Below are 26,889 nucleotides of genomic sequence, written 5' to 3' on the forward strand. Positions count from 1 at the left end.
CACGATCCAACCCTCACCCTCCTTGCGGAGGGAGGCACTGCGGGCCCCCGTGAGCCTCCAGCGCCGTGACCTGGGCCTTGTCCAACTTCGGCAGTTCCAGCTTGCGGACCCCCACGCTGACCTGCCGCTCCCGGGTGGCGAGCACCAGCACGAGCAGCACGGCGAACGCGCCAAGGGCGATGAGCGTTCCTCTCTTCATGGATCTTCCTCCGCTTTGCTTCAGACGGTGACAGTGGCCCGGCGCGACTCCCGCATCCGCCAGCGGACGAGCCCGAAGGCGGCGAGCGCGAAGGGAATCCCGAAGGCATTGCCGAACTTGACCGCGTTGCGCGTCGTGGCGCTCAGCTCGGGCTGGAGCGGCGCCTCGGCGAGGCCGCGGGTGCGCATCGCCAGGAGCGCGGGATCCAGCAGCAACCAGTCCGCGACGTTCAGGAGCAGCGCCTGGTTCGGCCGGCCCATGAAGTCGTCCCACAGCGCCGCCGAGCCGCCCGCCACGATGACCCGCGGCTCTCCCTTGCTCTCCGCGAGCACGGGCGTACCGCTGGCGGTGCTGGCCTGCGCCTCAGCGGCGAAGTGGCTCTTCAGCTTCCCGCTCACCTGCACCATGAGCGGGTGCGGACCGTCCGGGGTGATCGTCTCCGAGCGCCAGTCGCGCCGCGGATCGATGTTGTAGGGCTTGCTCTCCAGCCAGCTCTTCCGCGAGGACTTCGCGAGCACCGTCACCTGGGCCCCCTCGGGCGCGGTGGCGGTGACGGCCGTGCTGAACGGCAGGGAGACCCCCGAGAGGCCCTCGGTGACGGGGCTGTCGCCCTCGAGCCGCTCGAGCAGCGGGATGAACGGGTACTGCACCGGCATCGAGACGACCATGAAGCCGCGGCGCTCCTGGACGCTGAGCTGGGCCGACTCGACATCCGCCACCAGCCGCTCCCCGACCGTGATGCCCCACGTCTCCAGCAGGGGCCCGAGCCCATGCGTGGCTTCGCTCGGCTCGAAGGTCTTCAGGTCCACCTGGACGGAGTCGAGGAAGAACGCCACGCTCCGGCCCTCCATCACGAACTGATCGATGGCCTTCAGCTCGTTCTTCTGGAACGCCGTCTTCGGGCCGATGACGAGCAGCGCGTCCACGTCCGCGTCCACGCGCTCCTTGCCGGACAGGTCCACCGGGCGGACCTCGTACATCTGGCTGAGCAACGTCTGCAGCCGCGTGAGCTTCTCGTGGAGCGCGGGCGCGTCATGCCCCTGCACCACCCCGAGCACCGGCGTCTTCGGGCGCGTCAGCTTGCGCACCAGCGACGTCAGGTCGTACTCGAGCGTCCGGATGTCCTGGACGACGGGGATGACCTCCTTCTTCTCCTGATGCTTGATGACGATGCCCATGTAGGCGCGCTTCGTCTGCATCTGATCATCCTCGATGACGCGGATCTCCACGGGCTGGACGCCCACCTGCGCCAGCTCGCGCTCCACCGAGGTCGGCTCGCGGAAGACCCGGCCGAAGATGTCGCGCTTCGTCTCCCGCTTGGTCTCCTGGTCCTCGGCGGTCTCCTGGCTCATGGGGTCCAGGAACTCGAAGGAGAGCCGGCCCTTGGAGGCGGCCCGGAGGCTTCCTCGAGCAGGTCGCGCACATAGCGCGCGTTGCTCGAGTAGGGAGGCGGAAGCTCCTCGGTGAAGTACGCCGTGACGGTGACGGGATCCTCGAGCCCCGCCATCGTGTCTTTTGAGGCCTGCGCCAGCGTGTAGAGCCCGTCACGGGTCGCATCGAAGCGGCCGAACGTGCGCAGACCGAGGATGTTGATCAACACCAGGCAGCCAATGGCCGCCGCGAGGAAGATGTTCGCGTTGGAGGAACCGGGTTTCATCGTCGACCTCACTGACGGACGTTGCCCAGGGTGCGCGTGGTCAGCGCGAGTCCCACGGCCGTGAGCGACAGGTAGAAAAGGAGATCACGCGTATCCAGCACGCCGCGCGCGATGTTCGCGAAGTGGTAGTCGGCCGAGAGGTACTGGAGCAGCTCACCGATCGACTCGGGCAGCACCATCGCGAACTTGTCGATGAAGTAGAAGGCGAAGCACAGCAACAGACCGATGATGAAGCCGACGATCTGGTTGCGGCTGAGGGCGCTCGCCCAGAGCCCGAGGGACAGGAAGCTGGAGGCCATGAGCAACAGCCCCAGGTAGCCCATCACCACCGGGCCCCAGTCGAACCGGGCGCCCTCGGCGGTGAGGCCCGCCACGGTGAGCGGATAGGGCAGCGTCCACAGCAGGCCCACCGCGACCATCCCCAGCGCCGCGAGGAACTTGCCCGCCACCACCTCCCAGTCCCGCAGGGGCATGCTGAGCAGCAGCTCCAGCGTGCCGCTCTTGCGCTCCTCGGCCAGCAGCCGCATCGTCACCGCCGGAGCGAAGACGACGAACAGCACCGGGGCGATGCTGAAGAACGCCCGCAGCGAGGCCTGTCCGGCGATGAAGACGGTACTGAAATACAGCCATCCCGCCACGACCAGGAACACGCCGATGACGATGTACGCGACGGGCGAGTTGAAGAAACTCCTGAACTCACGCCTGGCGACGGCCAGTGTCGTTCCCATTCTCTACCTCGTGATGTCGGATGTCTCGGAGTCAGCTCAGGCCGCCAAGGGCGGTACCTGAGGGGATTGGGGGGCGCGTGGCCCCTCGCCTCCGGTGAGCTTGCGGAACGTCTCTTCCAGACTGACGTGCTGCCGCTTCACCTCGAGCAGACAGAGCTCGTGGCGCACGGCGGCATCGAAGAGCGAACGGCGGATGTCCTCGTCGCCGTACCGCAGCCGGAAGCCCAACGTCCCACTCCCCTCCCCCTCTGCCGGCTCCACGCCCGTGACGCCAGCCACGCGCTCGAGCACCGAGCGGACCTCGTCCGGGTGCAGCGTGGCTCCCGTCCTCGACGCGAGCACGACGGTGACCGTGCCGCCCTCGCCCTTCCCCAGCCGCTCCGGCGCGTCGTCCGCGACCAGGCGTCCGTCGTTGATGATGAGCACCCGGCTGCAGGTACTCTGCACCTCGCTGAGGATGTGCGTGCTGAGGATGACCGTCTTCTCCTTCCCCAGCTCCTTGATGAGGCCGCGGATCTCGACGATCTGATTGGGATCCAGACCCGTGGTCGGCTCGTCGAGGATGAGCAGATCCGGATCGTGCACGATGGCCTGCGCCAGGCCCACACGTTGCCGGTAGCCCTTCGAGAGCTGGTGGATGTCCTTGCCCAGCACCGCGCGAAGGCCGCAGCGCTCCACCGTGCTGCGGATCCGCTCGGCGCGTCGGGCCTTGGGAATGCCCCGCACGTCGGCGATGAAGTCCAGGAAGTCCCGGACCATCATCTCCTCGTAGAGGGGATTGTTCTCCGGCAGGTACCCGATCAATCGCCGGGACGCGACCGGATCGACGGAGACGTCGATGCCATTGACACTCGCCGTGCCGGACGTGGGCGTCACGAAGCCAGCGAGTATCTTCATCGTGGTGGATTTGCCGGCCCCATTGGGCCCGAGGAACCCCACCACCTGTCCTCGGGGGACTTCGAAGCTGACCCCTCGCAGTGCCTGCGTGGCCCCGTAGGTCTTGGTCAGTCCTTCGATCCGGATCATTGGTTGAGTCACGACCTCACCCCATGAAACGAACGGTTTTGTTCCAAACGCCGTCTGCACTTAAGACAGCGAGCGGCCCTGTCAACTCGACCTGGTGCGGATTTATTTCCGGCCCCAGGTGGCCGTGGATTTCACCTGGGGTGGAACGCGACTCACGGATGGAGGGACTGCGGCTCGCGCGGCTTCCTCGAGCGTGCCGAGATCGGCAGGTAGCACTTCCCTCCGTACTCCGCCTGATTCTTCGAACAAGGTGGGCGCCTGGCCAGTTCCACCCAACAACCCCCCTTGATTTGCACCTCGTCGTCCTCACAAGGCGCCTTCGCCTGATCGCTGAACGGCTTGTCCGGCAGGGGGTAGGCGATGATCGACGCGCCATCGTTGATCTTGGCCGCCAGCGTGGGCGACTGGCTCTCCACCACCGCCTGCACCGCCACCCCGGCGGCCACGGGCTGCGCACCCTTCGGCGCCCCCATGTTCGCCCTCCAGGCTTCCACCCCCAGGAAGAGCACCAGCGTCGCGATGCCGACCGCGAGCCCGTAGGCCACCACCGGCCACACCCTCCTCCGCGCCTCCCCCCTTTGCTTCCGTGTCCTCGCTCCACTCGTCAGGTGGCGTTGCACCGGTTCCATGTACTTCATCCGCAAGGAGACCGAGGTGAGCAGTTCCAACAGCCTGCTCAGGTCCTTCAGTTGGCTCCGTGGGGGCCCCTGCTCCACCTCCAGCGCCACGTAGGACGAGGAGGCCTTGCAGGTGGCTCGCACCGTCCAATCCTCGGTGGGCTTCCAGCCCACGTGCGGCCCCGGTACCAGCACCACCGCCGCCGCCCCCGTGCGCTCGTTGCGAGCCTCGTAGAGCGGGCCCAGCCTCATGAACTCCAACTCGTCTGTGTTCCCGTGCGCCCTGCCGAGCCGGAATGGACCCAGCTTCCGCACCTTCTCGCGCTTCGTGTCCGCCATGGAACCGCCCTCCTCTCCTCACCGCTTCTTCGCCGCCGTCTTCTTCGCCGCCGTCTTTTTCGCCGCGGGCTTCTTCGCCGCTGCCTTCTTCGCGGCCGGTTTGCTCTTCGCGGCGGCCGGCGCCTTCTTCTTCTTCTCCGGCGGCCGGATCACCGACTCGTACTGCTGGATATACGCCTTCGCGGGCGCACGGCGGATGGCCTCGCCGAGCACGTCGAGCGCGACGTCCTCGAGCTTCTTGAAGCGCACGCACGACTTGCCCATGTCGAGCTTCTTGCCCGTCTTCGTCCAGGCGTCGCGGAACCATTTCTCCTGCTTCGGCTCGCCGTAGATGCCCATCAGGTAGACGGCCATGTGGTTCTTCTGCGAGGCCAGCGCGGCGAACGGCAGCGGCTGCTTCGGATCGCAGTGGTAGCCCGCGGGGAACACCTTGTGCGGGACGTAGTAGCCGATCATCCCGTACTGGATGCCCTCCTCGTACTTCTCATCGAGGTTCTCGAGGATGACGTCGCGCACGGCGGAGATGGCCGCGCGGCGATCCTCCGGGAGCGAGGCGAGGTATTGGTCGACAGTGGTGGCTTTGCTCTGCATGGGGCAGCGAGTGTAGCGCTTCCCGGGCTTGACGCGACCGGGTCGTGCGTCCACCGTGCGCGCATGAAGAAACTCGTCAATGCCCCGCGCGCCGTCGTGGGGGAGATGCTCGAGGGTCTGGTGTCGCTCTCTCCGGAGCAGGCGCTGCTGGAGGGCGAATCCGTGGTCGTCCGCGCGAACATTCCCGCGGACCCCCGGCAACGTGAGGTCGCGGTGATCTCCGGAGGTGGCAGCGGACACGAACCCGCGCACGCGGGCTATGTGGGCACCGGCATGCTGCACGCGGCGGTCGCTGGCGACGTGTTCACCTCGCCCAGCACCGACGCCGTCCTGGCCGCGATCCGCGCGGTCTCGGGTCCGGCGGGCGCGCTCCTCGTCGTGAAGAACTATACCGGCGACCGGCTGAACTTCGGCCTCGCCGCCGAGCTGGCCCGCACGGAGGGCATCCCGGTGGAGATCGTCATCGTCGCCGATGATGTCTCCCTGCATGACACCGTCGAGCCCGAGCGCCGCCGCGGAATCGCCGGAACCGTGCTGGTGCACAAGGTGGCCGGCGCCGCCTCCGCCTCGGGCGCCTCGCTCGCGGAGGTCTCACGGGAAGCCGCCGCCACCGCCGCCGGGCTCGGCTCCATGGGCGTCGGGCTCGGCCCCTGCACCGTGCCCGCCGCGGGCCGGCCCGGCTTCACGCTCGGCGAGGACGAGATGGAAGCTCGGGCTGGGCATCCATGGTGAACAGGGCGTGCGGCGCGTCCCCATGCAGCCGGCCGACGCGCTGGTGGACACCCTGCTGACGACCATTCTCGAGGATCGGCGCATCGTCGCGGGTGAGCGCGTGGCCCTGCTGGTCAACGGCCTGGGGGGCACTCCGCCCATGGAGCTGGCGATCATCGCCCGCCGCGCCCTGGCCGTGCTGCGCGAACAAGGCATCGTCGTGGAACGGGCCTGGTGCGGCTCGTTCCTGACGGCGCTGGAGATGCCGGGCTGTTCGCTGACCGTGCTGCGGGTGGACGACGAGCGGCTGCGCCGGCTCGACGCGGTCACCACCGCACCGGCCTGGCCGCGCAATGGCAAGCTCGCCCCGGTTCGCCGGATCCAGCCCGTGGCGCCCGCGACGCCAGCACCCGAGGCCGCCAACGCGGCGCATCCCGAGATGGCCCGGTTCAAACAGGCCGTCCTGGCGGTCGCCGATGCACTCGAGGCGGCGGAACCGCGTCTGACCGAGCTCGACAGCGCGGCGGGAGATGGAGACCTCGGCATCAGCCTGGCGCGCGGCGCGGCGGCCCTGCGCGCCCTGCCCGACTCCTCCTGGTCGAGTCCCGCCCGGGCACTGACGGCGATGGGCGAGGCCCTGCGCCGCAGCATCGGCGGGAGCTCGGGGCCCTTCTACGCCACCGCGCTGCTGCGCGCCGCCCGGCACCTCGCGCACGAGCGGCCGGATGCGAGCGCCTGGGCCGAGGCCTTCCGGGCCGGTGTCGAGGCCGTGGCGGAGCTCGGTGGCGCCCGCCCCGGAGACCGCACGATGCTCGATGCCCTGCATCCCGCCGCGGACGCGTTCGCGCGAGCGCTGAAGAATGGCCAGCCGCTCGCCCAGGCCTGGGAAGCCTGCGTCCAGGCGGCGGAAAAGGGCGCGGAGGCCACCACGCGGATGAAGCCGCGCCTGGGGCGGGCCAGCTATCTCGGCGACCGCGTGCTCGGTGTGCCCGATGCCGGGGCAGCCGCCGTGGTCGTCTGGCTGAAGCCCCTCTCCCCCTACGTCCGGTGAGGCATGCCTCCTCTTCCTCCCTCCATGCCTCGCGGAACGCCCCGGCTGGCGATGGGCCGCTCACCGGGCTCGGGTCCGCTCCTCGTCTATGTGCACGGGCTCGGGTGTGCCGGAAACCGGGACTGGCCGCCCGTCGCACGCAGCGCGGCGCTCCAGGGACGCGCGAGCCTCTGGGTGGACCTCGTGGGCTTCGGCCAGAGCGAGCGGCCGACGGACTTCAGCTACGACTTGAGCGAGCAGGCGGAGCTGCTGACGGCGCTGCTCGGCTCGGAGCCGGGACCCCTCGTCCTGGTGGGCCACAGCATGGGCGGCACGCTGGCCGTGCTGCTCGCCGAGTGCCTCCAGCGGGACGGCCGCCCGTTGCATGCGCTCGTGCTCGCCGAGCCGAACCTCCGGCCCGAGGACGCCACCGGCAGCGCCCGGGCCGCCGCCACCCCGGCGGAGAAGTTCCTCCGCGACTGGGACGGCTGGATTCGCCAGACCTCCTCGGCCTGGTACCGGGAGACCCTCCAGCAGGCGGATCCCCTCGCCTTCCACCGGAGCGCCGTGTCGCTCGTCCACCACGGAGCGCACATGCTGGAGCGCTTCGCCGCCCTGCCCCTCGAGCGCAAGGGCTACATCCTCGGTGGGCGCAGCGACGCGGCCACCCACGAGACGGCGCGCCAGGTGGCGGCCTCCGGGATTCCCGTCATCACGGTGCCGGACTCCGGGCACGCGTTCAGCGAGGATGACCCCGAGGGCTTTGGCCGCGCCCTTCTCCAGCTCGTGTGACGCGCGGAGTTCACGGGGGGGCGTCGAGATCGATGCGAACTTCCTGGATCTGCTCCTTCTGGTCCCGGCAGCTCGCCACGAGTTGCTGCCCCTTCCACCCGAGCTCATCCACCACCCAGAAGGTGCCATCGCTCGCGGCCCTTCGTGCCACCTTGCGTCCGGCGGACAGATCGTAGACCTCGATGATGGGTGGAGCCGCGAAGAGCGTTGGGAAGGTGGCGAGGTACCTCATCGAGGGCGACACCTCCATCGCCGGGCCCGTCACCTCGAGCAGGGTCTTCCCATCCGTGCCGTAGACAATCCCGCTGGCGGCGTCACTCCCCGCGGTCCAGGTCAACAGGATGTGATTGCCCGCGGTCCACCGGACACGTGCGCTCGTCGAGCGCACGACGGTGGCCTTGTCGAGGGTGATGCGCGTGAGCCGCCGCTGACTGGACGCATCGTGGACATCGATGTGACGAACCCGGTCTCCTTCGGGCACGACCAGGGCGAAGCGCTTGTCGGGTGAAAGAACGGACCCGGGAATGCCCGCGGCCTCGGTAGGGCCCGGGCCGGGAACGGGGTCCGCACCCGCGTCAGAGGAGACCTCCTGCGCATCGCTCCGCTGGGGCGCTGGCGGTTCCGGGACCGTGGGCTGGCTGCTCTCGATACGAGGTGGAGTCCGAGGCGTCTCGAGGGGCTTGCGATCTTCACAACCCGCCACCAGGACCCACAGCACGAGCACGGTGCGCGACATCTTGGAGTTTCCCATGAGTGCGCACCTAGTAGTTGACGCCGACATAGAAGAGGAACTCGGTCTGATCGACGCCCGGCACGGTGAGTTCGGCATACGTCGGCTTCACCTGGCTGAGCTTCTTCATCTTCTCCACCTCGGGGTCGCTGTTGCCGCGTGCCCAGGTGGGAAATGCCCGGTTGGCCGCCTTTCCCACCGTGCGTGCATAACGGCCCGCCTGGTTCTTGTAGGGATCGAGGGCGATCGGACTGACCCAGTGGGTCGCCCCCCGGGTGGGGTCGTTCTTCGCCGGCGCACCATCAGCGAGCCGCTGCCGGGCTGCGTTCAAACACAGGGCGAAGTTGGGCAGGAAGGTCATCCGCTGGATGTCGTTCAGCCCGTTCCAACGCTCCAACAAGGGGATGTAGTGGCTGATCTCCGCGGCGGATTTTGGCTCGCGCATGGCCCCGCGCGTGCGGTTGAGCCACGCATAGGCGACCGCCACCTTGGCGTTCTTGCTCACCGAGCCCGCCTCGTTGAAGACGATGTTGGCCAGGTTGAGCAGGTCGTTGCCGTAGGCCTTGCCGGCGCTCAACTCGGTGAGCACGGAGGAGTGGATCGCGCTGAGCTCGTCCAGCCGGCGGTTGAAGTCGCTCACCGCCTTGTCGCTCCAGGCCCATTTCTTCTTCAGGTACTCGGCCTTCCGTTTCTCGATCGCCTCCTGGAAGAGCCGCGTCTGAGCGTCGAGCCACTCCATGATGAGCGTCTGGATGGTCTTCACCGCATCCTCCCCGAGGGTGGGGGCAGCATATCTGCGCCTCCTGCGGACTCCACGTCGTCTATGGCAAGTGGAGCAAGGTGAAGCGAACCTTCCGCCAGCCTCCTCCAGGGTGGTGGAGGTAGCCGCTCGGGCCACTACGTAAAAACCCCCTCTTCAAAGATTTCCAGCCTTCCTGTATCTTTCGCGGATTGACGAGGGGTACAGCTTGTTCTCGAAATCCCGGGCTTTTTCGGAGAAGTGGGCGCTGTGGGTGCTGCTGGGGGTGACGGTCTCGTCGCTCGCGGTTGCGCAGGGCACCGACAAGAAGGTGGATGGCTTCTTCGGGACGTATCAGGAGTCCATCCCCTTCGCGGTTCCTCCCTACCAGGGAATGGAGCCGGCGCTGGGGCTGCAGTACTCCTCGTCCACGGTGAACGGCCTGGTGGGAGTGGGCTGGAACCTGTCGGGCTTCCGCGTCATCGAGCGGACCAGCCGCGGCAAGGGCGCCCCCAACTACGATGGGTCGGACATCTTCCTGCTGGACGGCGAGGAGCTCGTGCCGTGCGCCAGCGGCAGCGTGAGCCCGAGCTGCACCACGGGCGGCACGCACTCGACGAAGCTCGAGAGCTATACCCGCATCAAGCTCGACGCCAGCGGCGCCTGGTACGTCTGGAGCAAGGATGGAATGCGGGCGACGTTCCGCCCCATCCACGACGTGCCGAAGTGGGGCGGTTGGTACACCTGGCGGTACGGCCTCACCGAGGTGCGGGACACCCACGGCAACACGGTGATGTACAACTGGGCGCAGAACCCGATCGGGTGCTGCTGGGTGGTGCCGGACTCGGTGAATTACGGGGGCACGCTCGTCAAGCTGTACTGGGAGGCCCGCCCGGACCGGGAGCTGACGTCCAATGGCATCGGCTTCGAGACGCTCCATGGCCGGCTCAAGACGGTGGAGGTGCGGGTGGGCGGCCAGCGCGCCCGGGCGTATGCGCTGAGCTACCAGAACAACCCGGTGACGGGTGCCTCGCAGCTCACGCAGTTCACGCAGTACGGACGGGACGTGGTGCTGAGCACGTCGGGCGCCGTGACGGGCGGGACGAGCCTGCCGCCGACAAGCCTCTCGTACTCGGCCGGCAGCAACCAGCTCGTCACGGCCTCCAACCGCACGTCCATCGAGGGCGCCGACTCGCTGGCGGTCCTGCCCATGGACGTGAATGGCGACGGCAAGACGGACCTCGTCCAGGCCTGGAACAACAACGGACGGCTGGGCCTCATCACCTACCTGTCCGATGGAAACGGCCTCAACCGCACCAACAACCAGTTGATGAGTGACGGCTCGGGCGCGGTGGGCTTCTGGCCCATGGACGTGGATGGAGACGGCAGGACGGACCTCGTCCAGGGGTGGAACAACAACGGCTGGCTGGTCCTCATCGTCTACAAGTCCCACGGCTCCGGCTTCTACGCGGGCACCGGCTATTCGACGGGCCAGGGCGTGGGCGCGGTGGGCTTCTGGCCCATGGACGCGAATGGCGACGGCAAGACGGACCTCGTGCAGGGGTGGAACAACAACGGCTCGCTGGGCCTCATCACCTACCTGTCCAACGGCACCACCTTCGGCAGCCCCCTCCACTCCTGGACGGGCCAGGGCGTGGGCGCGGTGGGCTTCTGGCCCATGGACGCGAATGGCGACGGCAAGACGGACCTCGTGCAGGGGTGGAGCAACAACGGCACGCTGGTCCTCGTCACCTACCAGGCCCACGGCGCGGGCTTCCACGCGGGCGTGGGCTTCACGACGGGCCAGGGCGCGAGCGCGGTGGGCTTCTGGCCCATGGACGTGAATGGCGACGGCAAGACGGACTTCGTCCAGGGGTGGAGCAACAACGGCACGCTGGGCCTCATCACCTACCTGTCCAACGGCACCCAGTTCGAGGCCGCGCGCCACACCGGGACGCAAGAGGGAGCCAGCGCGGTGGGCTTCTGGCCCATGGACGTCAACGGCGATGGCCGGACGGACCTCGTGCAGGGGTGGAACAACAACGGCCGGCTGGACTTCATCGTCCACCCCTCCAATCGCTCCGGCTTCGGCCCGGCCGTGGGCACCGCGGGCAACCAGGGCGTCAACGCGGTGGGCTTCTGGCCCATGGACGTGAGCGGGGATGGCAAGACGGACCTCGTCCAGGGGTGGAGCAACGGCGGGAAGATGGCCCTCATCTCCTACGTGGCGAGCGGCTCCACGCCGGATCTGCTCAGCTCCTTCACCAGCAGCCTGGGCGCCACCACGCGGATTCAGTACGCCTCCGCCTCGCGGTGGTCCAACACCAACAACCCCCCGCCCCTGCCCACCGTGACGTCGGTGACGGTGCAGGACGGCCGGGGCGGCACGTCGACGACGAACTACACCTACTCGGGTGGCCTCTATGATCGCCTGGAGCGGCGCTTCCTCGGCTTCCGCTACGTCCGGGAGGTGCGGCCCTGCATCTCCGGCGAGTCCGCCTGCCCCTACAACGACACGTACTTCAAGCAGGACTACGGCTCCATCTCCAAGGTGGAGTGGCTCTACCAGTACGCGGGCACGGGCACGACGCTCTCGGTCATCTACAACGAGTACACCACCAACGGCTCGGCCATCCCCTACACGTCGTTGAACACCCGGCAGATCCTCTACCGGTATGACGCCTCGGGGAACTTCGCCGAGAGCGCCGTCACCACGCGCGGCTTCGATGCCTACGGCAACGTGACGCAGGAGCAGGTGGATCCGCACACGCAGGTCCCGGGGGACGAGACCACCGTGCGCTACATGTTCCGGCCCAACACCACCGACTACATCGTGGGCAAGCCGGCGGTGACGGACACGTTCGCCGGGCTCGGCACCGGCGGAGCGCTGCTCTCGCAACTGCTCTACTACTACGACTACGACATCGACAATGCGTCCGCCGAGGCCTCGTCCACGTGGGACCGGGCGCCGGTGCGCGGCGATCTGGTGAAGACGGCGCGCTGGCTCGACACCGCGAATGCCTACGTGCTGACGCGCGCGAAGCACGACAGCGCCGGCCGCGTCATCGCCGAGCTCAACGAGCTGGGGGCGCGCACCCAGCGCACGTATGACGCCACCTACGGCTACATGACGTCGGTGACCAATCCCCTGGGGCAGGTGACCTCGCTGGGGTGGGACGTGGTCTGCTGGGGCCAGACGTCCGCCACGGACGTCAACACGCTGACCACCTCCACCCAGTACGACGCGCTCTGCCGGCCGATCCGCACGGACCTGCCCGGAGGCGGTTTCGAGCTGCGCTCGTACGTGGGCTTCGGCAATGCCTGGGGCCAGTACGTGCAGACGGAGACGCCGGGCCCCGCGGGCGCCGGGAACCTCTGGACGCGCACCTGGATGGATGGGCTGGGGCGGCCCTGGCGCGTGGAGCGGCGAGGCCCCGGCGCGGGCCAGGACATCCGCGAGGACGTCACCTTCAACGAGCGAGGGGAGCACGCCTACCGCTCCGCGCCGTACTACGCCAACGAGAGCCCGGCCTGGACCACCCTGGCGTATGACGCGCTCGACCGCGTCGTCCGGGTGACGCACCCCGACGGCCAGGGCCAGGCGCGCGCCTACAACCTGCACCAGGTGACCACCACCGACGAGCTGGGCCACCAGCAGGTGGACGTGCTCGATGTGTTCGGCCGGGTGGTGGAGCACCGCGAGCTCAACGGCTCCGCCACGGAGAAGACGGCCTATACCTACGACCTGCGCGGCAAGCTCGTGCGCGTGGTGGATCCGGCGGGCAACACCTCGACGTTCGCCTACGACTCGCTGGGCCGCAAGACGCGCGCCACGGATCCGGATCTCGGCACGTGGACGTTCGAATACGACGCCGCGGGCCAGGAGATCGCCCACACGGACGCGCGGGGCATCCGGACGCAGTACGTCCATGACGCGCTCGGCCGCCGGGTGAGCAAGACCACGCAGCCGGGGACCGTGAACGCGGTGACGGTGCAGTGGCGCTACGACGAGGCGCGCGCCGGCGAGGTGAACGTGGGACGGCTGACGGGGCTGGTGGATGGCTCCGGCACGGCCTCCTACGGCTACGACGCGGGCGGCAACCTGGTGCGGGGCACGCGCACCGTGGATGGCGTCCCCTACACCTTCCTCAAGGGCTACGACACGGGTGGACGGCTCCTGTGGACGGCCTACCCGGACGGAGATCGGGTGGGCTCCACGTCCTCGCCCCTGGGCTATGACGAGGCCGGCCGCCTGCGCTTCATCCCCGGCATCGTCGCGGACGTGAAGTACACGCCCTGGGGCGATGTCACCCGGCAGGTCAACGCCAATGGCACCGTGACCACGCGCGGCTACTCGCGCGAGCGCCAGTGGCTGACGTCCATCTCCAGCGGGCGCGGGGGGCGCAGCGGCACGTGCCCGGCCTACTCGGCGGCCAACACCAGCAGCGCCACGCAGAACACGATCGCGTGCTCGGTGGGCCTCACCGCGGGAGAGACGCTCGACATCGGCACCTGCGGGGTGGCGGGCTCGAGCGGCACGGGCGACACCTACCTGCGGCTGCGCGCTCCGGGCAGCACCACCGCGGCCGCCTACAACGACGACGCCTGCGGCGTGCTCTCTCGCATCAGCTACACCGCGGCCACCAGTGGCACCCACACGCTGGACCAGGGCTGCTACTCCGGTGGCTCCTGCAGCGGCACGGTGGCCTACGAGGTGAGCGGCACGCCGTTCTTCTCGCTCGCCTACTCGCGCGACGCGGAGGGGAAGATCTCCCGGATCAACGGCCCCTCCGGCAACCAGGGGATGTCGTACGGCTATGACTCGCTGCACCGGCTGACGTCGACGCTGGACCTCGCCACCCTCCAGAACCAGGTCTTCGCGTATGACGCCACCGGCAACCTGACGTCGAGCACGCAGGTGGGCAGCTACCAGTACCCCGCGCCGGGACAGGCCCGGCCCCACGCGGTGGTGGGGGCCCTGGGGAGCAGCTACGCCTATGACGCCAACGGCAACCTGGTGTCCGGCGGTGGGCGCACCTACACCTGGGACGCCGACAACCGCCCGGTGCTCATCAACAGCACGCGGATGACGTACGACGCGGACGGCGTGCGGTTGAAGAAGCAGACGGGCAGCGGCGCCACCACCCTCTACCTCGGCGACGACTACCAGGTCACCGGCGGGACGGCGACGAAGTACATCTCGCTGGGCGGCTCGCTGGTGGCCAAACGCACGGGCACGCTGACGCGGTGGCTGCACACCGACCACCTGGGCTCGGTGCTGTCCGTCACGGACGGCGGCGGCAACGAGGTGCAGCAGCAGTCCTACGAGCCGTATGGCGGCCTGAAGTCGGCCTCCTCCGCGCAGCTCGAGGCGCGGGGGTATACCGGCCAGTTCCAGGACGAGACCGGCCTGTTCTACCTGCACGCGCGCTACTTCGATCCGGTGCTGGGCCGGTTCATCTCGCCGGACCCGACGGTGCCCACCTCGCGCAACGTGGGACTCAACCGCTACGCCTACGCGGCGAATGATCCGGTCAACTTCACGGACATCGACGGCCTGGGCTTCTTCAAGTCCATCGGGAAGTTCTTCTCGTCGGTGGGCAAGGGACTTCACTCGGTGGCGCGGGTCTTGTCGAAGGTGCCCCTCATCGGAGGCGTGATGGCCCTGCCCTTCGCCACCATGGGCTCGCTGATGCAAGGAGACCTTCAGGGCTACCTGCGAGGCGTGGCCACCAGTGCCCTCATCGCGGTGGCGGCCGTGCTCACCGTGGCCACCGGAGGCATCGCCAGTCCCCTGCTCTACATCGCGGCCAACGCGGCCATCGGGTTCGGCTCGGGCTTCCTGATAGCCACGGTGAATGGTGCCTCTCCGGCCGAAGCACTCAAGGCCGGATTGGTGGGAGCGGTGGTGTCCGCGGCCACGGCGTCGCTGGCGGTGCTCTACAAGGCGGCCGTGGGCGAGACGGGCCTCCAGCACGAGGAGGGGCCGAACACCTGGGGACGCGTCAACGAGCCGGGCAAGGCGCCCGGGGCCTTCGACGAGGGAGGCTCCGCCAGCCAATGGATCGTGGATCACATCCCCGGCCAGAATGCCCTCTCGGGCGCGCACGACGTGCTGGTGGGGACACCGGGTTCCGGTATCCGGGATCCCGTCGGCATGCTGGGCCGGTGGGGCGGCCACTGGTGGTGGAACTACCCGTCGATGCTGCCCGCGGCGGCGTGGACCTACGTGGCCCTGGCCGCGGAAACGGGAGCCTCGGCGCTCATCGTGGGCAACAAGGCGCTGGCCGTGTCCGCCCGGGGTTCCGCCTCGGCGTCGAACCCCATGGGCCAACTGGCGAACAGCAGCGGCCAGTCCTTCGGCGTCCCCGGCTTGGGTATGCGGGGCCGCAGGAGGGGCCTGATGCCAGAGATGGCGGCGGCCTGGTAGAAACGGGACTCCCATGCCCTCCAGCAAGCCGTCGAAGTCAGTCCCGCCGTCGTCCTCACGAGCCTCGGGCCACCGGCCCCGGCTCACCCGGGAGCGATGGCTGGAGGTGGGCATGGCGCTCGTGATCATCGGGGGCGCCGTGACGTGGGTATGGACGGATCTGCTTCGGCCACGGCCCGAGCCCGTCCGTCCGTCCGCCACGGCGGCGCCCAGGTCCGGGGAGACGAACGGGAAGACGGATCCTCCCGCCGCCGCCCCGGCCGTGCGCTCGCCGCCCCCCGCTCCCGTGGAGCCACCTCCCGCCGCGCAGCCATGGAATGCCCGTCCGGGGGAGACGCCTCCGCCTTCGGAAGGGCTCACCCCGGCCTGGACGGTGAAGCCGCCACCTCCCGAGCCGCGATCCGACGCGCTGGATGGCGGCGGTGCCGTTCCGGATCCGCGGGTGCTCCCGTCCGCGGAGAACCCGGGTGGCGTGAATGGAGACCGGCCCGAGCGGCCCGTCCCGGGCCTGTGACGCAGCAAGCGCCTCGTGCTCGCTGCCCGCGAGGCGAGCGGCCATGCGAACGGCTGGAAGCCTGGGAGAGGAGCAGCGGCTGACGCGAGCCGCTCGGACCCGGGGGCAGGTGGCTCGCCGCGTGGCGTGCCCGGCCCCACTCTTCTCGCAGGAGGCTTCCATGGCCAAGTGCGAGGTTTGCGGCAACGAGTACTACCTGGCCTTCCAGGTCATCACCGCGGGTGTCACCCACACCTTCGACAGCTTCGAGTGCGCCATCCACAAGCTGGCGCCCGTCTGCGCCCACTGCGACTGCAAGGTGCTGGGCCATGGCATCGAGGCCAACGGCACCTTCTACTGTTGTGCCCATTGCGCCCACGCCTCCGGGGCCCGCTCCATCGTGGACAACGCGGATCACGCCCCCGTGCAGTAGGCCCGGGAGATTCGGAGGCCCCTACTTCTCCGGGGCCACGAGCACCGCGCGCACCAGCTCCACCGCTGTTTCCGCCAGCTCCCGGAGCTGGCCCGCGCGGCCCTTCTCGACCGCGACGAGGACCAGCTCGTTGATGCCTCCCACGAGCGCCGTCGCCATCGCCGGAGAGAGCGCGCGCAGCTCCGGGTGCTCCCCCCGAGCCGTCTGCACCAGTCCGCGAAGCTGTTCGGCGAAGCGCTGGTGCACCTCGCGCCGTAGCTGCAGCGCACGCGGGCCCGCGGCGTGGATCTCCAACAGGTACGTCCGCGTCACCGCGGGCTTCGCCTCGAGCGCGTCCAGGTACGCACGCGTCGCGGCCTGGAGCCGCTCCTTCCACGGCAGGCCCGGGACGGCGGAGGCGGTGGCGATCGCGCGCAGCGTCTCCTCGCTGGCCGCCATGTACGAGGCGAGGAAGCACGCCTCCTTGTCCTCGAAATGCTCGTAGAAGGTGCGCTTGGACACCCGAGCATGCCGGACGATGTCCGCGATGGTGGTGGCGGCGTAGCCCTTCTCGGTGATCGAAGCCGCCAGCCCCTCGAGCAGCCGGATACGGCTCGGGTTCTCGGCACTTCCAGGGCCTGGGCCGTCTGACTCGGGGGGGGCTTGCATCTGGTACCGTACCGTACCACAACGGGGCCCTCACCCCACCCCATGGGAGTCAGGAATGAAGACAGTACAGGGCAAGGTCGCGGCGATCACCGGCGCGGGCTCGGGAATCGGCCGGGCGACGGCGAAGCTGCTGGCGCGGAAGGGCTGCCATGTCGCCATCTCGGACGTGAACGAGAAGGGGCTGGCGGAGACGGAGGCCCTGTGCGGCCAGTCCGGCGTGAAGGTGCTCGCCGCCCGGGTGGACGTGGCCCATCGCGGGGAGGTCGAGACGTGGGCGGCCCAGGTCGCGCGTGAGCCTCGGCGGCGTCAACATCATCATCAACAACGCCGGCGTGGCCCTGGGCTCCACCATCGAGGACATGCGCTACGAGGACTTCGAGTGGCTCATGAACATCAACTTCTGGGGCGTGGTGCACGGCACCAAGGCCTTCCTGCCTCACCTCAAGGCCGCGGGGGATGGGCACATCGTCAACATCTCCAGCGTCTTCGGGCTGATCGGCGTGCCGACGCAGGGCGCCTACAACGCCGCCAAGTTCGCCGTGAAGGGCTTCACCGAGGCACTGCGCCAGGAGCTGGAGATCGAGGAGCTCCCCATTGGCGTGACGAGCGTGCACCCCGGCGGCATCAAGACGAACATCGCCCGGAACGCCCGCTTCACGGTGAGGAAGGGCTGGGTGGATGAGCAGTCCAACAGCGACTTCGAGAAGGCGTTCGCCACCTCGCCGGAGCAGGCGGCGCAGGACATCCTCCAGGCCATTCTCAAGAATCGCCGGCGCCAGCTCATCGGCGCCGACGCGGTGCTGATCGATCTGGTGCAGCGAGCCCTGCCGACGCTCTACCAGTCGCTGCTGGTGGCGGGCGCCAAGAGGCGCCGGCAGAAGCTGCTGAACAAGGCCGGGTGATCACCCCTCCATCACGGGGCCGGCGCCCAGCGGCGCCTTATCCGCGGGCGCTTGTTTTTCTCTTTCCCCGAGAAACCGGCTTAACAAGACCTCCCGGACAGGGTATGGTGTGGCCTCAGTCCCCCCTTCCCCCTGACGACGAGGCCGGCGATGAAACGCCTTGGTACCCTTTTGTCTTGTGCCGCGGTGCTGGTGGCCTGTGAGCCCCCCACGGACACTTCCCCGACGGATGGCGTGGCCGCCGAAGCGCTCGGTGTGACGACGCAGACGGTCCGCGACGACGTGGCGGGCATCGCCATCGAGGTGCCGAGCGACTGGCGCGTGCAGCAGGATCCGGTGCTGTTCAACACCTACGGCTTCGCGCTGTTCGAGCCGGGTGGTGCCATGAGCGGCGGGCATGAGCGCTCGCCGGTGGCCCGCGTCGCGCTGGCGTATCAGATCAAACCGGACCAGATCGAAGGCCTGGTTCAGGATCTGATGAGCAAGTACCAGGAGTTCTCCCCCACCCGCTCCGAGGTGGTGGTGGGCCGGGGCCTGCGAGGCACGGTGGTGAGCGGCTTGCCGGGCACGGATCCGTACTCGCTGGTGTACGTGGCGGATGGGGATCGGGTGTACCGGATCGGCCTGTGGACGATGGAGCCGGGGCTGGACTCGCGCGCCCGGGGCGTGTTGGCCAGCCTGCGCTTCGAGCAGCCCCAGCGCTCCGTGCAGTCGCTGAACCTGGTGCCCGTGGAGCAGGCGAAGTACGCCGCGCCCCCCGCGGAGCAGCTCGCCATCAACCAGCGTGCACAGGCCGAGCGCATCCTGCTGACGGCGCTGGAGGGCGGCGAGCCCACGCAGGAGCAGGGCGTGCAGGAGGCCGGCGTCTCCGCGCAGCAGACGGCGTGCGAGTTCGGCCAGCCGGGTGGCATGTTCTGGCAGACGGTCTGGGACTACACGAACAAGTTCTACAGCGGCTACACGACGGTCTACTCCGGCACGTACTACAACCTCCGCCCCGGGGATCCGGGCTGGAGCGCCATGAGCGGCAACTACGGGAGTTGGTGGGGGCAGAACTACCACGTCCGCAAGTGCAACACGGGGCTGCTCAACCAGTACTACGCCAACGACTGGCCGGCGCATAAGAACGCCAACGTGTACCCGGCGATCACCGGCACGGTGGAGTGGGCGGGCTGGGACCATGCGGACAGCGAGGGCTACTACACGCTGGGCAACTACGTGGTGGTCCGCAACAACGGCTACCGGGCCATCATGGCGCACCTGACGAGCGTCGCGTCTGGGATTACCTGGGGCACGAGCGTCGGGATGAACACGATCATCGGCTACGCCGGCAAGACGGGAGGCCCGTGGGACGAGCACGTGCACTCCCGGGTCGCCTACGGCGAGTCTCTCACCTACAACGGCCAGCCCTACGGCGGCAGCACGGTGTGGCCCAACAAGCTGCGCTGCGTGTCCTGCAAGGCGAACGATCCGGGGGATGCCAAGGGCAACGGCGACGGGCAGTTCGACGTCAAGGACAGCACCGGGGCCAAGTTCTACACGCGCTTCTACCACGGCCGCTGGATGAGGGGCTGAGCGGCCCTCCCGGACTCAGTCCTTGATGAAGTCCGGGAACGCGATGTCGATGGGACCGTCGAACCACGAGGCGTACGCGCGCTCATCCGCCACCGGATAGACGCGCCCGTACGTCTCGCGGAAGTGGGCCGCCCAGTCCGGCTTCCGCCCGTCCACGTCGGTGAAGCCGTACTCCCGGGCGAGATCCCAGGAGCTGAAGACGCGGCCCGCCTTGCGCCGGACGTCCGGATCCGCGGCGAGCGCCGCGACTCCGCGCGCCACGTAGTACGGCGTCTCCGAGGCGATGAAGTTGGGATCCTTCGCCGCGCCATCCCGCCACGTCGCCTCGGTGACGCCGAAGTGCTCGAGCATCGTCTCCGAGCGGAGGAAGCCCGGCGTCACCGCGAGTGCCGTCATCCCGGGCTTCTTCCGGAACTCGGTGGCCATCGCGAAGGCGAGGCGGATGACGGACATCTTGGCCAGGTCGTAGAACAGGTTGCCCCGATAGCCGAAGTGATCGCCATCGGTCACCTCGATGATCAACCCACGCTCCCCCTCGAGCATGAGGGGCACGGCATGGCGGCTCGTCACGATGTGGGACCAGACCGCCCGATCGAGCAGCAGGTGCCCCTTCTCCAGGGAAAGCTTCCAGAAGGGCGCTCCGAAGTCGGTCAGCTCGTCACCGCCCCAGATGTCATTCACGAGCACATCCAGCCTGCCCTGCTCGGCGCGGATGCGCGCGCAGAGGGCCTCGACCTCGGACTCCACCGTGTGGTCGGCGCGCACGGCGATCCCCCTGCCCCCCCGCGCGGTGACCAGCTCGGCCGTCTCCTCGATCGTCTCGGGGCGGCGATCCAGCTCCAGGAAGGGACCGGGCCCCTTGCCCCGCTCCGTCTGCGCGCGGGTGCTGCGGCCCGTGCAGTAGACGGTCGCCCCCGCCTCACCGAGCGTGCAGGCGATCGCGCGCCCCGCACCGCGTGTGGCTCCAGCGACCAGGCAGATCCTTCCCTCCAGCGTCTTCTTCATGGCGTCTTCCTCCGGGCCGAGCGTCCCCAGCTCCAATGATGTGGACGGGGACCCTAACGGGCGATTGTTGACACCTTCTGTCAGGAATGGGCGCTACCCTGGGGAACCCATGCGCGCTGACCGGTTGGTGAGTCTGATGCTCCTGCTCCAGGATGAACGGCTGCACACGGCCGAGGAACTCTCCCGGCGCCTCGAGGTGTCGCCGCGCACCATCTACCGGGACCTGGATGCGCTCTCCTCGGCGGGGATTCCCGTGTACGCCCAGCCCGGCTCGGCGGGCGGCATCGGGTTGCTCCCGGGCTGGCGCACCAACCTCACGGGCCTCACCGAGCCCGAAATCCAGGCGCTCGCGAGCGCGCATCCGATCGATGCCCTGGACGACATTGGCCTGGCGGGCCCGCTGCGCACGGGTCTGGTGAAGCTCGCCGCGGCGCTCCCCAGTGTGCAGCGGACGGCCGCCGAGCACGCGCGGCAACGGCTCCACATCGATGGGTCCTCGTGGTTCGGCGAGAAGGACCCGGTGCCCCACCTGACGGTGCTCCGCGAGGCGGTCTTCCAGGACCGGAAGGTCCGGCTGGCCTACCGCGACTTCGAGGGCGCGCGGAGCACCCGGGTGGTCAACCCCTACGGCCTGGTCATCAAGGGGGACCACTGGTACCTCGTCGCCGACGACAAGGGCGTGACGAAGGTCTTCCGCGGCGCACGGGTGGAGGGAGCGCGCATGCTCACCGACGCGTTCGCGCGCCCCGCGGAGTTCGAGCCTCCGGGCGTTCTGGAAGGACTGGTGCAAACGGTTCGCGACGCAGCGGGCCCGTTACGAGGTGACGCTGCGTCTCACCCCCGAGGGAGCCGAGGCACTCGCGGCGATGCGCCCCGGCTCGGAGCGGGAACGGATCCGCGCGGGCACCGTGATGATCGACTTCGAACGCCTTTCGATCGCCCTCTCACAACTCGTCCTGCTCGGCCGGGGGGCCGAGGTCCTCGAGCCACCGGAGCTGCGTGCCCGCCTCGGAGCGCTCGCGAACGACTTGAGCGCTCTCTACGGAACCTTTCGACAGTTGGCGGTGAAATAAAAACCCGGCCCTCCCGTCCAGAGGGGTGTTCGCAGCAACCCACACCGGGAGCCTCCACCATGAAGACGCTGAAGCCGTTCTCCTCCGCCCTCGTCGCCGCCCTGCTCCTCGCTGGTTCCGCGCACGCCCAGTCCCAGAAGATTCAACTGCGCGAGCCGGCCCGCCAGGAGATTCGCGCGCCGGACCGCCACGAGGAGCGCCAGGAGGCGCGCCAGAACAACGCCGAGCGCAGGGATGACCGGAAGGACGTGGCCGAGCTGGAGCGCGTGTTGGAGCGCTTCGACAACGCGCGGGCGCGCAGGAACAACGCCGCCGAGCTGGCCGCGGTGGACAACCGGCTGCGCGAGCTGTTGAGGGCGGAGCTGGCCGAGGGCCGCAACGAGAAGGCCCAGGCCCGGACCGAGGCGCGCCGGGAGTGGGGCGAGAGCCGCGCGGAGAACCGGGATGACGTCCGGGACGCGCGGGCCGAGGCGGCCGCGCAGGCGGCGCGCAAGACGATCGCCCGGGAGCTGGACTCGCTCATGGGGGCCCGCGCCCAGAAGCAGCTCAACCGCAAGCGCGAGCTCATCGTGGAGCTGGTGCGGCTCGGCAAGCAGGAGCTGCGGCAGGACCGGCAGGAGCTGCGCGAGGATCGCAAGGATCGCCGCTACTAGAGAGCCCCCGGCTCAGCGCCGTGTGTCACGCCGCTTCTGCTGGCGCGCATACTCCGAGCGCAACGCGCCGCCGATGCGTTTGCCGCTCACCTTGGTCATCTTCGAGACCGGGTTGCCCAGCTTCCGGGGCTTGATGGAACCCCCATTCATCTGGGGGGTGGGATACCGGTTGTCCCTCATCCTCATGGAGTGCGTCCTCACGGCAGAGGAGACGAAGCTGGTGTGAGGCGAGAGCGCCCGCCAGCCCGCTCGGAGTCAGACCATCCATCATCGTCAACGCCCGGCGGCTCCCGGGGATGCCCGAAGCTCCACGGAGCGTCCACCGGGCAGCCTGGCGACCCCTGGCCACTGCCCGTGTGTCTGGCATTCACCCCAGGGTCGTACGGAGGGGCCCAGGCGCTTCCTGGCCGGGTGGGGACTACTTTCCCCTGCTGCTGATGTCTCAGTGGAATGGGGCTTCTGTCCTCGGCCCGGGGGAGGAAATACGGAGTGAACCTAGAGACACATGGGTCCACGAGCCCACTTGCCTCCCTGGCCGACCTGCTGGAATCCCGGCGAGATGCCATCACCCGGCAATGGATTCGAGCGGCTACGCGCGGGCCTGGCTCCGGGACCCCGGAGCCGGTCCGCGCTGGAGGACCACCTCGAGGACTACCTCCAGGAGATGGCCACGGTGCTGCGCCGGACCGGAGACAGCGGAGCCCCCGCGGTGCCGGACCAGAGCACCCGGGCCCGGGCGCACGGCGGCCAACGCCTGTGTCTGGGCTTCGATCTCCAGGTGGTGGTGCGGGAGTATGGCGTCCTGCACGACTGCATCCTCGAGCAGGCGAGACAGGAGGGCGTGTCCCTCTCCCTCACGGAGGTCCAGGGCCTGGTCTCCTTCATGGTCACCGGCATCGCCGAGGCGGTGGACGCGTACACGATCCAGCGCGACGAGGTGCAGCGCCAGGATCAGCTCACCGCCCAGCAGGAAGCCGAGGCCACGCGGGCCCGGTTGCTGAGGGAGTCCGAGGCCCAACGCGAGCGCCTGTCCGCCCTCTTCCAGGAAGCGCCCGCGCTCATCTTCGTGCTGCAAGGGCCCGAGCACATCCTCACCATGGCCAACCCCCGCCTCCATCAGGCCATCGGGAAACGGGAGATATTGGGCAAGCCCCTGCGCGAGGCCCTGCCGGAGTTGGAGGAGCAGGGCTTCCGCGTGCTGCTCGACAATGTCTACCGCACGGGCGAGCCCGCCGTGGGTCACGAGGTGCGGGTCTGGGTGTACCGCGACGGTGGCCCGCCGGTGGAGTGCTTCTTCAACTTCGTCTACGCCCCCTACCGGGGAGCGGATGGGAGGATGGAGGGCGTCTTCGTGCACGCGGTGGAGGTCACGGAGCTGGTGCGCGAGCGCCAGAAGACGGAAGAGGCCCTCGCGCTGCTGGACACCCTGCTCACCACCGCCCCCGTGGGGCTGTCCTTCATGGACAGGGGGCTGCGCTACGTGCGCGTCAACCAGATGCTGGCGGACATCATCGGCGCCCCCATCGAGGACATCCTCGGCCAGGGCGTGAAGGAGCTCCTTCCCGGACTGGCCACCCAGCTCGCCCCCCTGCGCCGCCAGGTGCTGGAGACGGGGCAGGCGGTGCTCGGCCAGGAGGTGACGGGCACCACCCCCGCGACGGGGAGCGAGGTCCACCACTGGCTCATCAACCACGCCCCGGTGCGCAACCGCTCCGGAGAGGTCTTCCTCGTGGCCAGCGCGGTGCTGGACATCACCGAGCGCAAGCGCGCCGAGAGCGCGACCGAGGAGCGCTTCCGCCTGCTGGTGGAGGGCGTGGAGGACTACGCCATCTTCATGCTGGATCCCGAGGGCCGGGTGACGAGCTGGAATCCAGGCGCCGAGCGCATCAAGGGCTGGAAGGAGGAAGAGGTGCTCGGCCACCCCCTCTCCCTCTTCTACCTGCCCGGAGACGTCATGGCCGGAGTGCCCGAGGAGTCGTTGCGCATCGCCGCCTCCGAGGGGCAGTACCGGACGGAGGCCCTGCTGGTGCGCAAGGACGGCACCCGGTTCTGGGCGGACGTCCTCATCAGCGCCCTGCGCGACGAGCGGGGGGCCCTGCGCGGGTTCGCGAAAATCACCCGGGACATCTCGCCGCGGCGCAAGGCCGAGGAAGCCCTGCGCGCGACGACGCGGCGGCTCGAGGCCATTCTGGAGACGGCGGTGGACGGCATCATCACCATCGACGAACAGGGCACCATCCAGAGCGTCAACCCGGCCACGGTGCGCATCTTCGGCTACGCGCCCGAGGAGCTGCTCGGCCGGGAGATGCGCCACCTGGTGCCCGAGCCCCAGCAGCGCAGGAATGTCGGCATGGGGGTACGCAAGCTCATCGGCATCGGGCGCGAGGTGCACGGCCGGCGCAAGGACGGGAGCGTCTTCCCCCTGGAGGCTTCTCCGTCAGCGAGACGTTGCTCCCCCAGGGGCGCTTCTTCACCTGCATCGTGCGCGACATCACCGCGCGCAAACGCGCCGAGGACGCCCAGGCCCTCTTCGTCGAGGTGGGCACCCTGCTGTCCCAATCGCTCGACGTCCACACCACCCTGAAGAGCCTCGCCTCGCTCGTGGTGTCGCACTTGGCGGACTACTGCATGGTGGATCTGCTCAGCGACGACGGGCAGCTCTACCGGCTGGAGCTCACGGCCCGGGACGCGGATCGGCAGGCCCTGCTCCACCACTCGATGATGTACCCGCCCCACCTGGGAAATGGGGGCGTCATGCTCCAGTTGTTGAACACCGGCGTGCCCCTGGCCGAGCCGGACGTCACCCCCGAGTGGCTGGACTCCATCGCCCGCAACGACGAGCACCGGGCCCTGCTGGAGGCGCTCGCCCTCAAGTCCGTCATCCTCGTGCCCCTGGTGGCGAGGGACCGGAAGCTCGGCATCATCTCCTTCGCGTGGAACCGGTACCGCCCCACGTGCACCTCCACGGACCTGGAGGTGGCCCGCGGGGTGGCCGATCGCGCGGCCATGGCGCTCGACAACGCGCGGCTCTACCAGGAGGCGCAGGCGGCCATCCAGGAGCGCGAGGATCTCGTGGCCATCGTCAGCCACGATCTGCGCACGCCCCTCAACGCCATCGCCCTGTCCGCCACCACGCTGCTCAAACGCGAGGACGTGGACGAGCGCACCACGAAGGCGGCCCAGCGCATCCACAGCTCGGCGGACCGGGCCAGCCGGATGATCCGCGACCTGCTCGACTTCAACCAGGCGCGCATGCGGGGCATCCCCGTGCACCGCGAGCCGCTGAATCTCCACGAGCATGTCCGGCGGGTGGTGACGGAGGTGCGGCTGGCCTGGCCCGAGCGGCGCATCTCCTTCCAGGCCAGCGGAGACGGCTGGGGCGAATGGGATGGGGACCGGCTGGCGCAGGTCGTCACCAACCTGGTGGGCAACGCGCTCCAGCACAGCCCCCGGCACACGCCCGTGCGGGTGTCCACCCGGAGCGAGGGCCCGGACGTCCTGCTCGAGGTGCACAACGAGGGCAACCCCATCTCCCCCGAGGTGTTACCGGGACTCTTCGAGCCCTATCAGCGGGGACCGGATGCCGGAGCGCGCCAGGGGAGCCTGGGGCTGGGCCTCTTCATCACCCGGCAGATCGTCCTCGGCCACGGGGGCTCCATCGACGTGAGCTCCACCGAGGAGGAGGGCACCACCTTCACCGTGCGCCTGCCTCGGCGCCTGGGGGATCAGGACCAGCTGATGTCGTAGTCCACGTCGAGTGGGGACAGCCGGTGACCGCGGACCATGACGCCCGAGACCGCGGAGCGCTCCACCACGGAGGCGAGGATGCCCTCGATGTAGAGCATGGGCAGGAAGTCCCGGCGCGCGACGATGCGCACGTGCTTGTCCCCGAGCCGCTCCATGGAGCGCTCGCCATAGCTCAACGCGGCCCGGCAGGCGTTGGGGAAGGCGGAGAGCAGCCGGTGCGGATCGTTCCCGGCGAGCGCCACGATCGTCTTGCCCACGGTGGACTGGAGGAAGTCCTCGGTGGCCCGCCGCCCGAGCCGGTGCAGGACGGCATCCTTGCCGCCCATCTTCGGGCCGAGCACCTCCGTGGCGGTGTAGATGGCCTTGAGCAGGTCCGCCACCGGGTAGCTGCGGAAGTCGATGAACTTCCGATCACCCGCGGCCGTGAGGCACTTCATCCGGGCTTCCTCGCCCCCGAACGAGCGCGCCGCGTCGAACAGGCCATTGAAGAACATGCCGCGGGCGGTATCCGCGGGGGTGGTCAGCGAGAGCAGGTGTTCCAGTCCAGGGGCGGGAATCGAGGAGGTGGGTAGCGGCACGGTGGGGGGACTCCAGGACAGGTCCGGCGCCCTCCATTAGAGCGCAAAACGGGGCCGTCACCACCTATCGCGTCGTCATACCCGCTCAGGACCTGGCACTCCCCCACCCCGCCTCCAGGATTCCTGGATTTTTCAATCGCGCTACAGCGCTGTAGAGCGCCCACCGGGCCCATTGTGGCACCGGTGGGCGCCT

The 26,889-nt window shown here is 69.0% G+C and carries 22 protein-coding genes and 3 pseudogenes; 12 read left to right on the top strand and 13 right to left on the bottom strand.

Annotated features, from left to right (window positions below; translation table 11 throughout):
- Positions 1–13 precede the first annotated feature (13 nt).
- The 7 genes from ACN28I_RS06385 to ACN28I_RS06415 all read right to left on the bottom strand — a co-directional run bounded on the left by ACN28I_RS06385 (position 14) and on the right by ACN28I_RS06415 (position 5,157).
- A complete protein-coding gene (locus ACN28I_RS06385; protein WP_420941221.1) occupies positions 14–199 on the bottom strand; it encodes a hypothetical protein in 186 nt (61 codons plus the stop codon).
- Positions 200–219: 20 nt separating this feature from the next.
- Positions 220–1,551 (bottom strand): GldG family protein, encoded by a 1,332-nt coding sequence (locus ACN28I_RS06390; protein ID WP_420941222.1) that lies wholly within the window; start codon positions 1,549–1,551, stop codon positions 220–222.
- Positions 1,548–1,856 (bottom strand): DUF7088 domain-containing protein, encoded by a 309-nt coding sequence (locus ACN28I_RS06395; protein ID WP_420941223.1) that lies wholly within the window; start codon positions 1,854–1,856, stop codon positions 1,548–1,550. The genes ACN28I_RS06390 and ACN28I_RS06395 overlap by 4 nt, the downstream gene beginning before the upstream one ends.
- Before the next feature lie 8 nt (positions 1,857–1,864).
- Positions 1,865–2,584, bottom strand: coding sequence for an ABC transporter permease subunit (locus ACN28I_RS06400; protein ID WP_420941224.1), 720 nt, complete (start codon positions 2,582–2,584; stop codon positions 1,865–1,867).
- A 36-nt stretch (positions 2,585–2,620) separates the two neighbouring features.
- Positions 2,621–3,610, bottom strand: coding sequence for an ATP-binding cassette domain-containing protein (locus tag ACN28I_RS06405; RefSeq protein WP_420941225.1), 990 nt, complete (start codon positions 3,608–3,610; stop codon positions 2,621–2,623).
- Between the two features lie 152 nt (positions 3,611–3,762).
- A complete protein-coding gene (locus ACN28I_RS06410) occupies positions 3,763–4,566 on the bottom strand; it encodes a hypothetical protein (protein ID WP_420941226.1) in 804 nt (267 codons plus the stop codon).
- An 18-nt stretch (positions 4,567–4,584) separates the two neighbouring features.
- A complete protein-coding gene (locus ACN28I_RS06415; protein ID WP_420941227.1) occupies positions 4,585–5,157 on the bottom strand; it encodes a DUF1801 domain-containing protein in 573 nt (190 codons plus the stop codon).
- A 63-nt stretch (positions 5,158–5,220) separates the two neighbouring features.
- On the opposite strand from ACN28I_RS06415, the pseudogene dhaL reads away from it, so the two are divergent.
- Together dhaL and ACN28I_RS06425 are read left to right on the top strand one after the other, a co-directional pair.
- Positions 5,221–6,919, top strand: a pseudogene (gene dhaL, locus ACN28I_RS06420) (dihydroxyacetone kinase subunit DhaL).
- A 3-nt stretch (positions 6,920–6,922) separates the two neighbouring features.
- Entirely contained in the window at positions 6,923–7,690 is a 768-nt protein-coding gene (locus ACN28I_RS06425) for an alpha/beta fold hydrolase (RefSeq protein WP_420941228.1), read from the top strand.
- A gap of 10 nt (positions 7,691–7,700) precedes the next feature.
- Here ACN28I_RS06425 and ACN28I_RS06430 read toward each other — a convergent pair whose 3' ends face one another.
- Positions 7,701–8,441, bottom strand: a complete 741-nt coding sequence (locus tag ACN28I_RS06430; protein WP_420941229.1) for a hypothetical protein — start codon at positions 8,439–8,441, stop codon at positions 7,701–7,703.
- A gap of 10 nt (positions 8,442–8,451) precedes the next feature.
- A complete protein-coding gene (locus ACN28I_RS06435; protein ID WP_420941230.1) occupies positions 8,452–9,183 on the bottom strand; it encodes a hypothetical protein in 732 nt (243 codons plus the stop codon).
- Between the two features lie 205 nt (positions 9,184–9,388).
- Here ACN28I_RS06435 and ACN28I_RS06440 point away from each other — a divergent pair, with 205 nt between their 5' ends.
- The 3 genes from ACN28I_RS06440 (at position 9,389) to ACN28I_RS06450 (ending at position 16,515) form a co-directional block, all read left to right on the top strand.
- Complete coding sequence (locus ACN28I_RS06440) at positions 9,389–15,589, top strand: FG-GAP-like repeat-containing protein (protein WP_420941231.1); 6,201 nt, start codon at positions 9,389–9,391, stop codon at positions 15,587–15,589.
- Between the two features lie 112 nt (positions 15,590–15,701).
- A complete protein-coding gene (locus ACN28I_RS06445) occupies positions 15,702–16,103 on the top strand; it encodes a hypothetical protein (RefSeq protein WP_420941232.1) in 402 nt (133 codons plus the stop codon).
- Between the two features lie 160 nt (positions 16,104–16,263).
- A complete protein-coding gene (locus ACN28I_RS06450; protein ID WP_420941233.1) occupies positions 16,264–16,515 on the top strand; it encodes a hypothetical protein in 252 nt (83 codons plus the stop codon).
- Between the two features lie 21 nt (positions 16,516–16,536).
- Here ACN28I_RS06450 and ACN28I_RS06455 read toward each other — a convergent pair whose 3' ends face one another.
- Positions 16,537–17,163: a TetR/AcrR family transcriptional regulator gene (locus tag ACN28I_RS06455; RefSeq protein WP_420941234.1), complete on the bottom strand. Its 627-nt coding sequence runs from the start codon at positions 17,161–17,163 to the stop codon at positions 16,537–16,539.
- Between the two features lie 55 nt (positions 17,164–17,218).
- Between ACN28I_RS06455 and ACN28I_RS06460 the strand changes: the two are divergent.
- The 3 genes and pseudogenes from ACN28I_RS06460 to ACN28I_RS06470 all read left to right on the top strand — a co-directional run.
- Positions 17,219–17,395 (top strand): annotated as a pseudogene (locus ACN28I_RS06460) (SDR family NAD(P)-dependent oxidoreductase); the annotation flags it as partial.
- Positions 17,396–17,453: 58 nt separating this feature from the next.
- Positions 17,454–18,065, top strand: coding sequence for an SDR family NAD(P)-dependent oxidoreductase (locus ACN28I_RS06465; protein WP_420941235.1), 612 nt, complete (start codon positions 17,454–17,456; stop codon positions 18,063–18,065).
- Between the two features lie 150 nt (positions 18,066–18,215).
- Positions 18,216–19,640: a M23 family metallopeptidase gene (locus ACN28I_RS06470; RefSeq protein ID WP_420941236.1), complete on the top strand. Its 1,425-nt coding sequence runs from the start codon at positions 18,216–18,218 to the stop codon at positions 19,638–19,640.
- Positions 19,641–19,655: 15 nt separating this feature from the next.
- Here the strand turns inward: ACN28I_RS06470 and ACN28I_RS06475 are convergent, their stop codons facing one another.
- Positions 19,656–20,645, bottom strand: a complete 990-nt coding sequence (locus ACN28I_RS06475) for an SDR family oxidoreductase (protein WP_420941237.1) — start codon at positions 20,643–20,645, stop codon at positions 19,656–19,658.
- A 136-nt stretch (positions 20,646–20,781) separates the two neighbouring features.
- Between ACN28I_RS06475 and ACN28I_RS06480 the strand changes: the two are divergent.
- Together ACN28I_RS06480 and ACN28I_RS06485 are read left to right on the top strand one after the other, a co-directional pair.
- Positions 20,782–21,718, top strand: a pseudogene (locus ACN28I_RS06480) (helix-turn-helix transcriptional regulator).
- A 59-nt stretch (positions 21,719–21,777) separates the two neighbouring features.
- Positions 21,778–22,371 carry a hypothetical protein gene (locus ACN28I_RS06485; RefSeq protein ID WP_420941238.1) on the top strand — a complete coding sequence of 198 codons (594 nt, stop codon included), beginning with the start codon at positions 21,778–21,780 and terminating at the stop codon, positions 22,369–22,371.
- Between the two features lie 12 nt (positions 22,372–22,383).
- Here ACN28I_RS06485 and ACN28I_RS06490 read toward each other — a convergent pair whose 3' ends face one another.
- Complete coding sequence (locus ACN28I_RS06490; RefSeq protein ID WP_420941239.1) at positions 22,384–22,557, bottom strand: hypothetical protein; 174 nt, start codon at positions 22,555–22,557, stop codon at positions 22,384–22,386.
- A 373-nt stretch (positions 22,558–22,930) separates the two neighbouring features.
- Between ACN28I_RS06490 and ACN28I_RS06495 the strand changes: the two genes are divergently transcribed.
- Complete coding sequence (locus ACN28I_RS06495; protein WP_420941240.1) at positions 22,931–24,955, top strand: PAS domain-containing protein; 2,025 nt, start codon at positions 22,931–22,933, stop codon at positions 24,953–24,955.
- A gap of 20 nt (positions 24,956–24,975) precedes the next feature.
- Complete coding sequence (locus ACN28I_RS06500; RefSeq protein WP_420948582.1) at positions 24,976–26,118, top strand: GAF domain-containing sensor histidine kinase; 1,143 nt, start codon at positions 24,976–24,978, stop codon at positions 26,116–26,118.
- Here the strand turns inward: ACN28I_RS06500 and ACN28I_RS06505 are convergent.
- Positions 26,097–26,696 (bottom strand): DUF2378 family protein, encoded by a 600-nt coding sequence (locus ACN28I_RS06505; RefSeq protein ID WP_420941241.1) that lies wholly within the window; start codon positions 26,694–26,696, stop codon positions 26,097–26,099. The two genes, ACN28I_RS06500 and ACN28I_RS06505, sit on opposite strands and share 22 nt — an antisense overlap.
- Positions 26,697–26,889 lie beyond the last annotated feature (193 nt).

The sequence above is a fragment of the Archangium gephyra genome (genome assembly GCF_049060025.1).
Classification (GTDB): domain Bacteria; phylum Myxococcota; class Myxococcia; order Myxococcales; family Myxococcaceae; genus Archangium; species Archangium gephyra_A.

Bases quoted from the DNA above. Each gene is read 5' to 3' on its own strand.
- ACN28I_RS06445 (WP_420941232.1), top strand. From the start codon at position 15,702: ATGGCGCTCGTGATCATCGGGGGCGCCGTGACGTGGGTATGGACGGAT.
- ACN28I_RS06390 (WP_420941222.1), bottom strand. From the start codon at position 1,551: ATGAGCCAGGAGACCGCCGAGGACCAGGAGACCAAGCGGGAGACGAAG.
- ACN28I_RS06430 (WP_420941229.1), bottom strand. From the start codon at position 8,441: ATGGGAAACTCCAAGATGTCGCGCACCGTGCTCGTGCTGTGGGTCCTG.
- ACN28I_RS06405 (WP_420941225.1), bottom strand. From the start codon at position 3,610: ATGATCCGGATCGAAGGACTGACCAAGACCTACGGGGCCACGCAGGCA.
- ACN28I_RS06495 (WP_420941240.1), top strand. From the start codon at position 22,931: ATGCCATCACCCGGCAATGGATTCGAGCGGCTACGCGCGGGCCTGGCT.
- ACN28I_RS06415 (WP_420941227.1), bottom strand. From the start codon at position 5,157: ATGCAGAGCAAAGCCACCACTGTCGACCAATACCTCGCCTCGCTCCCG.
- ACN28I_RS06455 (WP_420941234.1), bottom strand. From the start codon at position 17,163: ATGCAAGCCCCCCCCGAGTCAGACGGCCCAGGCCCTGGAAGTGCCGAG.
- ACN28I_RS06395 (WP_420941223.1), bottom strand. From the start codon at position 1,856: ATGAAACCCGGTTCCTCCAACGCGAACATCTTCCTCGCGGCGGCCATT.
- ACN28I_RS06410 (WP_420941226.1), bottom strand. From the start codon at position 4,566: ATGGCGGACACGAAGCGCGAGAAGGTGCGGAAGCTGGGTCCATTCCGG.
- ACN28I_RS06490 (WP_420941239.1), bottom strand. From the start codon at position 22,557: ATGAGGATGAGGGACAACCGGTATCCCACCCCCCAGATGAATGGGGGT.
- ACN28I_RS06475 (WP_420941237.1), bottom strand. From the start codon at position 20,645: ATGAAGAAGACGCTGGAGGGAAGGATCTGCCTGGTCGCTGGAGCCACA.
- ACN28I_RS06425 (WP_420941228.1), top strand. From the start codon at position 6,923: ATGCCTCCTCTTCCTCCCTCCATGCCTCGCGGAACGCCCCGGCTGGCG.
- ACN28I_RS06400 (WP_420941224.1), bottom strand. From the start codon at position 2,584: ATGGGAACGACACTGGCCGTCGCCAGGCGTGAGTTCAGGAGTTTCTTC.
- ACN28I_RS06485 (WP_420941238.1), top strand. From the start codon at position 21,778: ATGAAGACGCTGAAGCCGTTCTCCTCCGCCCTCGTCGCCGCCCTGCTC.
- ACN28I_RS06385 (WP_420941221.1), bottom strand. From the start codon at position 199: ATGAAGAGAGGAACGCTCATCGCCCTTGGCGCGTTCGCCGTGCTGCTC.
- ACN28I_RS06470 (WP_420941236.1), top strand. From the start codon at position 18,216: ATGAAACGCCTTGGTACCCTTTTGTCTTGTGCCGCGGTGCTGGTGGCC.
- ACN28I_RS06450 (WP_420941233.1), top strand. From the start codon at position 16,264: ATGGCCAAGTGCGAGGTTTGCGGCAACGAGTACTACCTGGCCTTCCAG.